The sequence below is a fragment of the Ilyomonas limi genome (genome assembly GCF_005233845.1).
Classification (GTDB): domain Bacteria; phylum Bacteroidota; class Bacteroidia; order Chitinophagales; family Chitinophagaceae; genus Ilyomonas; species Ilyomonas limi.
In genome coordinates, this window is sequence record NZ_SZQL01000011.1 from 206168 (window position 1) to 219474 (window position 13307).

Here is a 13307-nt window from a genome sequence, read left to right on the forward strand (position 1 = left end):
AAGAGAAGAGGCTTACAATGTTTCTTTCAGCCAATCAAAAAACTGCCGCTGCCATACCAGTGCATTCTGAGGTTTTAGCACCCAATGGTTTTCATCAGGAAAATATAAAAGCTTGCTTTTAATACCAAGCAGTTGTGCTGCCTGAAAAGCCTGCAAACCTTGTCCCGTAGGAACACGGAAATCTTTACCGCCTTGTACGATCATGATAGGCGTATTCCACCGGCTTACAAAGTTGGATGGGCTTTGGCTAAAAGAACGCTGCGCAACAGCGTTGGTACTATCCCAGTACGGGCCACCTTTCTCCCAGTTTTCAAAAAACAGCTCTTCAGTAGTACCATACATGCTGCGAAAATCAAAAATACCATCGTGTGCAATAAAGGTTTTAAAACGCCCGTTGTGAATACCTTCCAATGCATATACAGAAAAACCACCAAAAGAAGCACCAATGCAGCCACGGTGTGCGGTATCTACAAATTGCTCTTTAGAAAAAACATCAATAGCACTTAAATAATCCTGCAACACTTGTCCGCCCCAGTCTTTGCTCACCTGCTCGTTCCATTGCGTACCAAAACCTGGCATACCACGACGGCTGGGAGCCACCACTATATAGCCTTGCGATGCAATTAACTGCATGTTCCAGCGGAAAGAATAAAACTGGGTAAGTGGCGATTGCGGCCCACCCTGGCAGTATAACAAAGCAGGATATTTTTTAGTTGCATCAAAGTTGGGCGGATACACTATCCACATCAGCATTTGCTTGTTATCGGTAGTAGTTACAAAACGTCTTTCGGTTTTGCAAAGTGCAAGCGTGCTATACACTTTATCGTTGGTAAAAGTAAGCTGCTGCATATCGCCTTTGGCAATATCCACACTGTACAATTCACTGGCATGGTTGAAATCGCTGCGGGTAATAATGAGATGCTTGTTGATTTCACCCACAATTTCATTAACGTCAAAATCGCCTTTGGTAAGTTGTTTAATAACCGGCATTTTGCGCGTATTACCGGGATAATCCACTACAAATAATTGCTCTGTACCATTTACCGGCGCAATAAAATAGATATTGTTGCCATCGTTGCTCCATTTAAAACTACCTGCGTGTATATCATCCCGCTGCTGTGTAAGATTAACGCGCGCAGCACCATTATCCACCACAATATCCTGCTTATCACTTTCATAGCCGTTGCGCTTCATGCTTAGCCAGGCAAGTACGCCACGGCTGCTGTAGGCAGGTGCTACGTCGTAGCCCATCATACCCTCCGTCAGATTTTTAGTAGTGCCACTGGTGATGTCGTATTCATACAAATCGGTATTGGTACTAACAGCGTATTCTGTGCCGTAAACTTTTTTGGTTACATATACAATATGCTTGCTGTCGGGCGACCAGATATAATCTGCTTCATCGCCAAAAGGTTTGGTAGGACAGTCGTAAGGCTCGTTGGGCATAATGTCGGTGAGTGTGCCAGCAGGCTTTCCGTTGCTCACCGGTGCATAAAATACGTGGTTGAAAGCACCATCTTCCCAGGTATCCCAGTGGCGGTAGTTGAGGCTTTCGTATATCTGCACATTTGAGAGCGGAAGGTCATTGTAATAATCTTTGCCATATACTTTTTTTAGCTTCACGGCACTATCGGTAATTATATATTTCCCATCGGGCGAAATACGGTTGCTTGCATAGAGGCTGTCTACGTTGCTCACCTCCTGCGGCGTGCCACCACCAATAGGAATACTATACATTTTGGTGGTGCTTTTGTTGAGTGCCACATCGGGTGTGGTAACGTTGTAAATAATAGATTGTCCGTCTCTTGACAAGCCAATTGCTGATACACGACCGAGCGACCACAACAACTCGGGCGTCATCGTATTTTGCTGCGCAGAAAGTGCTGCAGGAATAAGTAGTATAATGGAAAACAATAATTTTTTCATGTGCGAAAGATAGGAATTATGGTAAAATGAAGGAAGATGAAATGGGATCAGGAGGTTGTTCATCAGGATTATGAATAAACACAAAAAACGGAATAAAAACAAGGAAATTAATGTATTAATAAAACCATTTTACAGTATCACCCAATACGTATATTAAAAACATCTTTCAATGCTTTTTTTGCTGCATGATAGCCACACATGCCATGAACGCCACCGCCCGGTGGTGTAGAAGATGAACAAATATAAATGCCCTTTGCAGATGTTTTATAAGGCGATAACCGCAAAGCCGGGCGTGTAAATAACTGGGTAATGAGTTGCGCACCACCATTAATATCACCACCAATATAGTTGGCATTGTATGCCTGCATATCCTCACTGTTCATTTCGTGTTTTGCCAATATGCAATCTTTAAAACCCGGCGCAAAACGTTCAATCTGTTGCTCGATTACCGGTGTCATATTTTTTACAGAACCATTGGGCACATGGCAATATGCCCATGCAGTTTGCCTGCCATCCGGTGCTCTCGATGCATCAAATACACTTTGCTGCGCAAGCAATACAAATGGCTTGTCGGGGTGTTTTCCCTGCCAGCTTTGTTTTTCACCAAAAGCAATTTCTTCCATTGTATTGCCAATGTGTACAGTACCTGCAAGCCTGCATGCTGCGTTTGTAAAAGGTATAGGTTCACTCAGCGCCCAATCTATTTTATACACCCCCATTCCATACCTGTAATTTTTCAGTTGCCATTTATATAAAGCAGAAAACCGATGTCCTGCAATTGCCAACAACTGCTTTGGTGTTACATCCAATAGCACTGCATGCGTAGTGGGTAATTGTTGTAAGGAAGTTACAGCAACATTCGTTTCAATCGTTCCGCCAAGCAAGGTGAAGTAGGCTCCTAAAGCATTGGCAATTTGTTGCGAACCGCCTTTGGGTATTGGCCAATTATTATTGTGTGCAGCAAGCATCAATACCAATGCAACGGCTGCTGTGGCAGGTTTATTAAGTGGCAAAATTGAATGTACTGCCATACCCGCAAACAGACTTTTTACCCTTTTTGTTTTGAATAATGTATTAGCTAAAAATGCTGCCGGCTGCAAAGCATAATAGCCAAAACGTGCCATTATCAATGGGTGCTTTGGCAAGCGCAACGGGCCAAGGATGAAAGGAAAAATGGTATCAATATTATTATACAACGGCTGCATTAATTTTTTGTATGCTCTGGCATCTATACCAAGATCTGCTGCAGTTTGTTGGATAGAAGTATGTAAAACAGTACTTGTTCCATCATCAAAAGGATGCGCTGCCGGATATGTGGGATTAATAAATTCCAATCCGAATTTATTTAATGGCAAATGCCTGAAAAACGGAGAACTCACCGCCAACGGATGAATAGCAGAACAAATATCATGAATGAAGCCGGGCAAAGTCAGTTCGGCAGAACGCATACCGCCACCAATGGTTGACTTTGCTTCCAGCAACAACACAGACAGACCTTGCTGCTGCATTGTAATAGCAGCCGCCAGACCATTTGGTCCCGAACCCACTACCACCGCATCATAATCTCTTTTTGTCAAGTGTTGAATGTTTATTGTATTAATTTTTTTGCTGCGGTTACCAAGCTTTACAAGCGTTTTAGCGCAATAAAAATTACCTCTGCGAAAACTCTGCCTTTTTGCTTCTCCCCGGTGAAAGAAAATTTATCTATACTTGCCTTCATCATTAACGCAAAAGCAATGAAAGCTGCAAGCATCAGCCAGTTAAAAGAAGAATTGAATGTACTACCGCAAAAAGAAGTAGTGGCCTTATGCCTTCGTTTAGCAAAATATAAAAAAGAAAATAAAGAACTGCTGGCGTTTCTCTTATTCGACGCGCACGATGTGGAAGGCTATTTGCAAAGCATCAAAAACGAAATAAATGATGCCTTTTGGTATTTGCCACAGCAAAACTGGTATTTTTATAAGAAAGGCTTACGCAAAATTTTACGCGATATTCAAAAGCACAGCCGGCATATTGGCACCAAAGAAGCACAGGTGGAAATGCTGCTGCACTTTTGCCAGAATATGAAAAACAGCGGTATGCCTTTTCAGCAACACACCGCTGTCAATAACATGTACATAGCACAAATAAAAAAGCTAAATATGCTGATAGACGAAGTACATGAGGACTTGCAGCACGACTATCGCAAAAAACTAAATGAGCTGTAAATTTTTACTTCTTTGGCGGCAGCGCAAAAGCTACTGCCTCGTGCTCAAAATGACCTTTGTGCGAGCCATCGCAAAAAGGCTTGTTCTGGCTTCTGCCACAACGGCAAATAGATACGACTGTTCTGCCACCCAAGTCATAAGGAGCACCAGTTTTATCCACTATCTCAAAATCGCCTTCCACTTTCAGGGAGCCATTACTATTCACTATAATTTTTGTTGAAGCCATTATATATTTTTTTGAAGCAGTAAAAATAAAATGCACGCACTAATTGTTAGTGTCCTTTTTATCAACACAAATAATACCATCCGCAAATATTTGGTTTTATTTCTGCTATACAATTACAATGAAATAAACCTATCTTCAACTTTTTTGAATAAGCGCTGGATAGAAGCACAGCTAAGTACTTATAAACATACGCGGAATTTTAATCTGCCGCTACATAGAAAACAGCATAAACGGATGAAAACATTGAAACAAACTGTTACTGCCACTAAAATTTTATCTGTAGATATTGGTGGCTCCAATATCAAAGGCACTTTGCTAAACGAGGAAGGGCAAATGATTGCCGACTATAAAAAGCTGCCTACCCCATCGCCAGCGACACCCGATAAAGTAATGGCAACCATTGAGCAGCTTTCCAAAAATTTCCCCGGTTTTGAAAAGGCTTCAGTGGGTTTTCCAGGTTATGTAAAGAATGGGGTAATCGTAACCGCGCCCAATCTGGGCTCTGAATTGTGGCATCAGATACCACTTGCCGAAAGGCTGTCGGCACTGTTGCAAAAACCAGTAAGGGTAGTAAACGATGCCGACATGCAGGGGCTTGGTGTAGTAAGCGGTAAAGGATTGGAAATAATGGTAACATTAGGCACCGGCTTTGGTACGGCGGTACTGTACAATGGACTTTTGCTGCCGCACTTAGAGCTGGCGCATCACCCGGTAACGAAAACAAAAGACTACGATACGTATATTGGCGATAAAGAAATGGAGCGCATAGGCAAACAACGCTGGAACAAACGCATGATGCGCGTAATTGATATTTTGAAGACGGTATTTAACTACGATCATCTGTACATTGGCGGCGGCAACTCCGATGAGTTAACATTTAAACTGGACAACAACATAACAATTGTAAACAATAAGGATGGCATTAGAGGCGGCGCAAGATTATGGAATCAACCGGAGGCTAAATAAGCAGCTCAATAATTGTTTTTAGTATAAAATATTGTGATCTAAAAAGTATAAAAAACGCCGTCAGGTGTTTTTATTTTTGTGGTGCTATTATGAATCATCCATTGCGCCGTGTCACACAATAGGCGATGATCGCACACTGCAACTACAGAACATAAATGGAGCATGTATGCGAGTACATTTTTACCAAAGCATATCAAGAAATTTAAGCGCACAGACAGGATGCACAGGGATAATGTAGAATAAACGGTTTAAACGACGGGCTATGAAGAACGTTTATTTGTTACAATCAATTTATCCATTTATTCTTTACTATCCTCTCCATCTCATCAATCCAACAAATCCCCCGTTCAGACTTTTAACAAACCTTGTTCAACACACCATTCGTATATTTATGCAAACGAATGTTATGAAAAAAGTTTGCTCAGCTATAGCAATAATTGTTTTTGCGCTGTGCTTCGTTAATTGGCAAACGGGACAATTTCCGGTCACCAAAACCGATGCGGAGTGGAAGCAAAGCCTTACCGCCGAGCAATATTATATTTTGCGGCAAAAGGGCACCGAAAAGGCATTTACCGGCATTTATTGGAACAATCACGATAAAGGAACGTACGTATGTGCCGGTTGCGGCGAACCACTTTTTAGCAGCGATACCAAATTTGAAAGTGGTACTGGTTGGCCTTCTTTTTACCAACCCATTAATAAAAAGGCAGTAATAGAAGATACAGACAACAGTGCAGGCATGCAGCGCACCGAAGTAGTATGCAGCCGTTGCGGCGGACACTTAGGTCATGTATTTAATGATGGTCCTCAACCTACCGGCCTGCGCTACTGCATGAACTCGGCAGCACTTAAATTCGTTAAGCAATAAAAAGGTAGCAAGCAATAACAACTCAAAAGCTTTAGCTGGTTATATCAGCTGGAGCATTTTTCATATTAGAATAATATGTAAAAGCAGCAGCTACAAAGGTTCCGATAGATAACCTCCTCGCTTATAGCTTGTTGCGTATAACAACGTGGTTTACACGAAAGTGTGCTACAACCGTAGCACGTGAAGACAGGTACAAGAGTAACAAACGATTCTAAGCAAACTTTTACCTTATCAATACCACACTACCTTTTTTGATAATAGGTTTATCTAAATAATCAATTGCTCTGATTACATAAATATAAGAACCTTCGGGTTGTTTATTGCCGGCTGCTGTGCCGTCCCACCCCTGCCCTGCCGCAGACGTACTGTACAGCAGTTGTCCCCAACGGTTGTAAATGCTAAATAGTTCCAGATTTTTTATACCTGCTAATATTGGTATCAGCCTGTCATTCAACCCATCATTATTGGGTGTAAAAGCAGTAGGTAAAAATATCTGGGGTAATGTTTTATAAACAAATACCGTCAATGTATCGTAACCAAAGCAACCATCGGCAGTAGTTCCCTTTACATGATAAGTAACAGCATCTTCCGTTCCGTTAAGTATCACTACCGGCTCATTATCTTCGGGGTTAGTCATGCCGGTAGCAGGTTCCCATTGATAAAATTCAGCGCCGGTTGCTTTTAAGTGCAGCGGCTGTTTTGTCACTATATTCGTATCGTTGCCGGCAAATACATGCACCTGGGGTATCACGCGTACCGTTACGGTATCATATACAGGTTTGGGACAACCAGTAGTAGTTGTATCGCGCACCATCAATGTATAAGTAGTGGTTTCTTGCGGACCGGCTATTGGCGTTAACGTATTGGCATTAAGCAGAGAATTTACAGGTGACCATTCAAATATACTGCCCTTGTAAGCAGCATCCAATTGAGTAGTAAAGCCATAACAAATAGGATTGGCAACTCCAGCAATAGCTTCAGGATAAGGCGCCGGTGTAATAGTAATGGCGGCGTCGGCATAACACTTTTCACTGATAGCTGCGTGCAGCTGATAAGTAGTGGCCGCTAAAGGCCTCGCGGCTGGTTCTTTGCTGGTTGCATTATCTACCGCATTGGCCGGCGACCAGGTAAAGTATAGGGCATTCGTTTGCGGACGCAACCGTACCGTATCGGTAAGACAAATAACAGAATCTTTTCTTAACTGCAAATCCACCTTGTCTGCAACATGTACCTGTATCGTGTCGGTACCAATACATCCATTGCCGTCATCAGCTGTTACACTATAAGCAGTGCTACTGGCAGGATATACCAACGGGCGGGCGGTATTGGCATTTAGCTGGTTGTAGGCAGGCAGCCAACTATAAGCAACCGGCACATCCGATGATGCCGCAAGCCGCAAGGTATCGCCTTTACAGATAAGCGTATCTTTAAAAGGCAGCACTAGCGTAGGTTTGTCGGTAATAGTTACAGGCGTTATTATTGAATCTAAACAGCCCTTGCTATTGGTAACTGTTAGCTTTACATCATATTCACCCGGAGCAGGAAATTGATAAGCAGCTGCATCAATGCTGGCTGTATCTGTAAGTGTTGCGTTATCGCCAAAGTCCCAGCGCCAGCTATTAACTACGCCATATGCGGTAGATGTAGCATCTGTAAACTGTACCGGACTTTTGTAACAGCCACCTGCTTTAGTAAAGGCAGGCTCAAAACCCGGAAATACATTCACCAGCGCAGTAGTAGAATCAGAACATTCCTGTCCACGGTTTACTACCAGCTTTACAGTATAAACACCGGTATCTTTAAAGGTATAATCGGGTGTGGGCAACGAAGAGGTATCTCCATTTACACCAAACTCCCAATAATAAGAATTGATGCCGGACGAAGTAGATTCGTTTTCAAGATGTGCGGTAAAGCCATCGCAGGTGGCGTAAGCAGCATCCAGTTCGGCGGCTGCAAAATCGCAGTTGCTTACGCGCACAATAAAGTCTTTGCGGTGCACACTAATGATGTCTCCATTACGCCATTCAGTAACACATACATTCACCACATACGCTCCTGCAGGTGGTGCCTCGCCATTTATTTTTCCGGTAGCGGGGTCAATTACAATATTACTGCCCAAGGGGCTTTCTCCACTATAACCGCTTTTGTAAGTGACAGACTGGTAAGGCGGCGCAGAGGGAGCAATGATACTGGCATCGGTAGAAGCGCCTCTGTTGTAAGCTGCACAAAAGGAGTAAGAAAGCGAATCGCCATCAGGATCGGTAGCACTAAAGTCGAGGTCTATTTTTTTGCTGGAACAAACCAGTACCGTATCCTTCAAAGCAAATGCAGCGCTTGAATTGATATCATTATTTAAAATATTGGTACCCGGAATATTACAACTATAGGTAGAGCCTTCGCCAGGTACCGGTGAACCAGGAATAGCATATTGCTGTACATTTAAAATACTATTGGAACGGCAACAGGTTTGGTAAGCTGCCACATACTCTTCGGGTATAATGGGCAAATCTACCGTAAACGTGTAGTAAGCCACCTGATAGCACACATCAGGTTTATTGATAATACAGGTAAGTGGCGTTTTAAGCTTAAGCAAAATAAAATCGCTCTGTGTTACGTCCTTCGTTAAAACAGCACCGTTATTTCTAAAAATACCTATCCGGACTACGCCAGGTAGCTGGGCAGCCTGCCCTATGGGGTTGCACTCCCTGAACAAGCGCAGGGTAATCTGGTACTTATTGGTATTGGCCGCACTGCCTGCACTTATATATTGGTAATACAGTTCTCCGCCGGCAATATGACCGGCAAATCCCCGTCCCGCACAAAAACAAACCAGCAATACTATCAGCAATCGTTTAATCAAGAGACTTGTATTAGATATACGTTATGGTATTATTTCTAGACTGATTAAAATTATAGAATAAACGTATATAAAGCGCTAAGAATGAGGAATAAATGTTTTACGAAATTATAGCAGCAGATGCCTTGGTGATTTAGCTATATTTTGCTTGCGAGATACTTAGTTTTTAGCCATTATGCTTATTAAAACAGTTCACAGCATATCCTGCTCACCCCTTGTTTCCAGCAGTTTGTTGTATATATTGTACAAATTGAAGCACAAACTCATTCACCCTATTGGTAGCTTCCCACATGCCCATGTGACCAACACCAGCTATCGTGTGCACGTGTGCTTCGGCAGGCAGGTGCACTTGTTTCAGCACATCAGATGCGGGTGCGGCTGCATCTTCCAACCCAATAATAAACAGCACCGGTACTTTGCTGTTTGCCAGTACACCCGTGCGGTCAGGACGCTTCATCATAGCCGTATAATATTGCTGCAATGCTTCTACTGTAAAGTTTTTGCCCCTTTCAACCAATGCTTCCACTTCTTCGGGATGCTCCTTTTTGAAAGTAGTACCAAACGTATTGGGGGTGGTGCTTCTTACAAATGCAGCACTTCCGTATGCCGCCATTGTACCAATGGCTCTCAGCCGCACGGCTTTCTTTTCTTCATTATCGGCAAAAGCGGTGGAATGTACAAAGCCAAAACCGAGGAGATTTTCAGGATGTTTTTGTGCAAAAGACAAGGTGATATAACCGCCCATGCTATGCCCCAGCATTATACATGTATTAATACCCGCATGTTGCAATACAGCATAGATATAATCGGCAAAATGCTCAATAACAACAGCAGACAAGGGATAGTGAATGACCTCGCTGTTGCCGCTGCCTGGCAAATCGGGCATAATGACTTTGCAATGTTTTTTCAGAAATGCTACCTGGCGATTCCATACCGTATGGTCTTCGGCAAAGCCATGAATTAATACTACCGCAATCCCTTCTCCTTCGGAGCGGTAGTAACAATTGGCAGATTGATAGGTAAAGTAATGATCCATTATGGACGAAGTTGAGCGAGTTTAGCATAGCGAAATAACATCAACAACACTAATGGTGCAATAGCAACATTTATCTCCTGCGGCAGCCAAAACCACGCCGCAAACAAGATGGCATTAATAATGAAAGCGACATAAAAATAGCGGCGCAGCCAAAGCGGGTTACGCCATAAAAAGAATGCTGCTACTACATTGGTAGGTAATGCCCACAGGAGGTTGTAATTATCCTTTGTCATTTTGTGATCGGTTCCAAACCACATAAATAGCAGCAATATTCCTAATAAACCTGTAAAATATAGCAGAAAAGAATCCAGAAAACGAGCGATGGTTTTTGCCCGCTTACCCGGCGCTAAATACAATACTGCCATTAACACACATATAATCGCAAACGTTGCCAAAGGCGCATAATTCCAACCAGCTATTATAGGCGATGGCACATTCAGCAACATACTTTTTTGCGCTACGAGTAGTTGTGTTTGATGGATAACCGCACTGTCCACTCCTTTCATCAAATAATCTGGCAAGAACATGGCTACCTTATTATCCAACGGCTTATCCAGTTTAGCGCCCAGCAAAATATCTATCCCCAGTTTACTCCACGGCTCGCCGCCGCTATCAAGATAAACATGAATCAGATTGCGTGCGGTGGTGCCTTCCGGAACCAATTGTTTGGCACCCCCCGAGCCGGGTAAGGATTCAAAAATAAGATCGCGAACACGGGTGGTACAATTATCATAGATAAAATCGTATTTATATGCGCGGTTAGCCGCCTGCATATTTGTTTCCAGCGCATGTACAATTTGCGCCTTCTGTGCGCAGGTCAAGTTGAGCACCTGCTCCGTTACGCTGCGCTGATCTTCCTTGTACTCATACATGAAATCGGGAAAATAAGCTGCCGATAAAAAGTAATCGAGCTTGCCACGTATAAATTTCATATAAAAGTTGGGGTCATCAAAGTTGAAGGTGCCATAATTGTACACGACATCCATATGCGTAATACTGTCGGTAATGCGGATGGCTGTATGCCCAAAAGTAGAATACAACTCCTGCCCCGGTGCGCAGGTAAGCAGGCTGATGCGTACGTGACAACTGCTGCTGTCTTGCGCCTGAGCTGAACAAAAGAAAGCATGAAAAAAGCAAAAGAGTAAAGCAAAACGGAGAAACTTCATACAACAAATAAATGGCAAAAGTTTGGGATTTGGATGAAGCGTTATGCAATTACAGCAACAAGCACTTACTGCAAAAAATTAATATTTGGAAGATAACTGCCTGCACTATTATTTTGCACGCGGAGAGCTGGCAGAGCGGTCGAATGCGGCGGTCTTGAAAACCGTTGACTGTAACAGGTCCGGGGGTTCGAATCCCTCGCTCTCCGCCAAAGCTCCCGCAAACTGCGGGATTTTTTATGAAATGATCATTTTGGAGAGATGCCAGAGCGGTCGAATGGGACGGTCTCGAAAACCGTTGTATGGGCAACTGTACCGAGGGTTCGAATCCCTCTCTCTCCGCCAGTAAGCATATCAAATAGTATCAAATCCTTGCAAACTCAATGTTTACAAGGGTTTTTTATTTTCAGCACTTCCAAAATATTCAATTTTTCTCAATAAAAATGCTCAAAATAGAGAACAATAATCTACCCTCGTTATTTGTTCTCGCTAATTCTGAGCCTCTTTAATTATTCAGTCGTTCTCTTTAAAATGCACCCAAGCGAGAACAAATTTTACCTCACTTTTTGTTCTCGCCAAATCGCTGAAACCCTTACTGGCATTGCGTTCTGTGGATAAATAGTACTTGTTTTTTTACAAGTTATTCAGTAAATTTATAACACATAAATGCAACAATATGAACAATTCAATGCACATTTCTTTCCAGCTAAAGAAATTCCGTACCGATGAAAAAGGCTTAAGTCCCATCTTTGTCCGCCTTACCATCAATCACCAACGCACCGAGTTTTCTATTAAGCGTTCGGTAGCTCCAGAAAAATGGCTTTCCAGTGCAGGTATTGTGAAAGGCACTACCGAAGAAGTGAAAAACCTGAATTCTTATCTTACCACTGTCCGTTTGAAATTACAGGAGCATTACAGAACATTGTTAGAAGCCAACAAAACCATTACACCCGAGATAATTAAGAATACTTATTTCGGAGTTACAGAAAAAAGCAAAACCATTGTAGAAGCTTTCCAGTATCACAATGAACAGTTGAGGCAGTTAATCAATAAAGACTTTTCCCCTGCCACATTGGTAAGATATAACACAGCTTGCCGGCACACTAAAGAATTTATGCAATGGAAGTACCAGGTATCTGATATGGAGCTAAAGCAGATCAATCACCAGTTCATAACCGAGTTTGAGTTTTATCTAAAAACAGTTCGCAAATGCGACCATAATACAACGATGAAGTACATTACCAACTTCAAAAAAATTATACGCCTATGTATCGCAAATGAATGGTTAGATAAGAACCCATTTGTCAATTACAAAATCAGCTTGCGGGAAGTAGAACGCGAATTTTTATCGGAGGAAGAATTGCAGATTATTGCAGACAAGCAGTTGCATACAGAAAGATTGGAAAACGTAAGAGATATTTTTTTGTTTAGCTGCTTTACCGGCTTAGCGTATGCAGATGCGAAGAAGCTTTCCAGCCAACACATTATTATGGGGATGGATGGCGATAAATGGATTAAGATAAACCGAACTAAAACAGATACACGCTCCAGTATTCCACTATTGCCAACCGCAGAGGCGATTATTGAAAGGTACGCTGATGATCCAAGATGCAGTGTAAATAATCGGTTATTGCCAGTGTTAAGCAATCAAAAGATGAATGCCTACCTTAAAGAAATAGCTGATTTATGTGGTATAAAAAAGAACATCACCTTTCACCTGGCACGCCACACATTTGCGACAACCGTTACCTTATCCAATAATGTTTCCTTAGAAAGCGTAAGTAAAATGCTGGGGCATAAAAGTATAAAGATGACGCAGCACTATGCCAAAATTTTAGACAGAAAAGTAAGCGATGACATGAAGATATTAAAAAACAAATTAAATAAAATTAACATGAGTAAGCAGGTCTATAAATTAGCAAAATGAGTGTAATGTGGATATTTCGTAGAAGTTGACCAGGTGATTTCGTGGCAAATTGACCACCTGTTTTGCTGGCGAAGTGTTGTATAGTTTGCTGTAAAAGCAGTTGTCAAAAATAATAAGTTTACCGGTTTATA

10 protein-coding genes and 2 tRNA genes are annotated in these 13307 nt (G+C 42.3%); 6 read left to right on the top strand and 6 right to left on the bottom strand.

The features are described 5' to 3' along the window. Nucleotides 1-12: 12 nt before the first annotated feature. Both FC093_RS14595 and FC093_RS14600 read right to left on the bottom strand, forming a co-directional pair. Complete coding sequence (locus FC093_RS14595) at nucleotides 13-1926, bottom strand: S9 family peptidase (RefSeq protein ID WP_137262528.1); 1914 nt, start codon at nucleotides 1924-1926, stop codon at nucleotides 13-15. Between the two features lie 137 nt (nucleotides 1927-2063). Beyond that, nucleotides 2064-3503 (bottom strand): phytoene desaturase family protein, encoded by a 1440-nt coding sequence (locus tag FC093_RS14600; RefSeq protein ID WP_137262529.1) that lies wholly within the window; start codon nucleotides 3501-3503, stop codon nucleotides 2064-2066. A gap of 159 nt (nucleotides 3504-3662) precedes the next feature. Between FC093_RS14600 and FC093_RS14605 the strand changes: the two genes are divergently transcribed. Beyond that, complete coding sequence (locus FC093_RS14605; protein WP_137262530.1) at nucleotides 3663-4133, top strand: hypothetical protein; 471 nt, start codon at nucleotides 3663-3665, stop codon at nucleotides 4131-4133. Nucleotides 4134-4137: 4 nt separating this feature from the next. Here the strand turns inward: FC093_RS14605 and FC093_RS14610 are convergent, their stop codons facing one another. Beyond that, nucleotides 4138-4359 (bottom strand): CDGSH iron-sulfur domain-containing protein, encoded by a 222-nt coding sequence (locus FC093_RS14610; RefSeq protein ID WP_137262531.1) that lies wholly within the window; start codon nucleotides 4357-4359, stop codon nucleotides 4138-4140. Between the two features lie 234 nt (nucleotides 4360-4593). Here FC093_RS14610 and FC093_RS14615 point away from each other — a divergent pair, with 234 nt between their 5' ends. Both FC093_RS14615 and msrB read left to right on the top strand, forming a co-directional pair. Then, nucleotides 4594-5325 carry an ROK family protein gene (locus FC093_RS14615; RefSeq protein WP_137262532.1) on the top strand — a complete coding sequence of 244 codons (732 nt, stop codon included), beginning with the start codon at nucleotides 4594-4596 and terminating at the stop codon, nucleotides 5323-5325. Nucleotides 5326-5731: 406 nt separating this feature from the next. Beyond that, entirely contained in the window at nucleotides 5732-6193 is a 462-nt protein-coding gene (msrB, locus tag FC093_RS14620; protein WP_137262533.1) for a peptide-methionine (R)-S-oxide reductase MsrB, read from the top strand. A 223-nt stretch (nucleotides 6194-6416) separates the two neighbouring features. Here the strand turns inward: msrB and FC093_RS14625 are convergent, their stop codons facing one another. From FC093_RS14625 to FC093_RS14635, 3 genes are all read right to left on the bottom strand, one after another. Beyond that, a complete protein-coding gene (locus FC093_RS14625) occupies nucleotides 6417-9053 on the bottom strand; it encodes a PKD domain-containing protein (protein ID WP_137262534.1) in 2637 nt (878 codons plus the stop codon). Nucleotides 9054-9258: 205 nt separating this feature from the next. Then, nucleotides 9259-10086, bottom strand: a complete 828-nt coding sequence (locus tag FC093_RS14630; protein WP_137262535.1) for an alpha/beta fold hydrolase — start codon at nucleotides 10084-10086, stop codon at nucleotides 9259-9261. Next, on the bottom strand, nucleotides 10086-11252 hold the full coding sequence (locus FC093_RS14635; protein ID WP_137262536.1) for an Lnb N-terminal periplasmic domain-containing protein: 1167 nt from the start codon (nucleotides 11250-11252) through the stop codon (nucleotides 10086-10088). Before FC093_RS14635 ends, FC093_RS14630 begins: the two co-directional genes overlap by 1 nt. Before the next feature lie 121 nt (nucleotides 11253-11373). Between FC093_RS14635 and FC093_RS14640 the strand changes: the two genes are divergently transcribed. The 3 genes from FC093_RS14640 to FC093_RS14650 all read left to right on the top strand — a co-directional run bounded on the left by FC093_RS14640 (nucleotide 11374) and on the right by FC093_RS14650 (nucleotide 13176). Next, nucleotides 11374-11461: transfer RNA gene (locus tag FC093_RS14640), tRNA-Ser, on the top strand. 43 nt (nucleotides 11462-11504) lie between these two features. Beyond that, nucleotides 11505-11594 (top strand) — tRNA-Ser (locus FC093_RS14645). 331 nt (nucleotides 11595-11925) lie between these two features. Continuing rightward, nucleotides 11926-13176, top strand: coding sequence for a site-specific integrase (locus FC093_RS14650; protein WP_137262537.1), 1251 nt, complete (start codon nucleotides 11926-11928; stop codon nucleotides 13174-13176). The last annotated feature ends 131 nt before the right edge of the window (nucleotides 13177-13307 follow it).

Coding starts and splice junctions, on each gene's coding strand:
- FC093_RS14650 (WP_137262537.1), top strand. CDS start 11,926: ATGAACAATTCAATGCACATTTCTTTCCAGCTAAAGAAATTCCGTACC.
- FC093_RS14595 (WP_137262528.1), bottom strand. CDS start 1,926: ATGAAAAAATTATTGTTTTCCATTATACTACTTATTCCTGCAGCACTT.
- FC093_RS14615 (WP_137262532.1), top strand. CDS start 4,594: ATGAAAACATTGAAACAAACTGTTACTGCCACTAAAATTTTATCTGTA.
- FC093_RS14630 (WP_137262535.1), bottom strand. CDS start 10,086: ATGGATCATTACTTTACCTATCAATCTGCCAATTGTTACTACCGCTCC.
- FC093_RS14610 (WP_137262531.1), bottom strand. CDS start 4,359: ATGGCTTCAACAAAAATTATAGTGAATAGTAATGGCTCCCTGAAAGTG.
- FC093_RS14635 (WP_137262536.1), bottom strand. CDS start 11,252: ATGAAGTTTCTCCGTTTTGCTTTACTCTTTTGCTTTTTTCATGCTTTC.
- msrB (WP_137262533.1), top strand. CDS start 5,732: ATGAAAAAAGTTTGCTCAGCTATAGCAATAATTGTTTTTGCGCTGTGC.
- FC093_RS14605 (WP_137262530.1), top strand. CDS start 3,663: ATGAAAGCTGCAAGCATCAGCCAGTTAAAAGAAGAATTGAATGTACTA.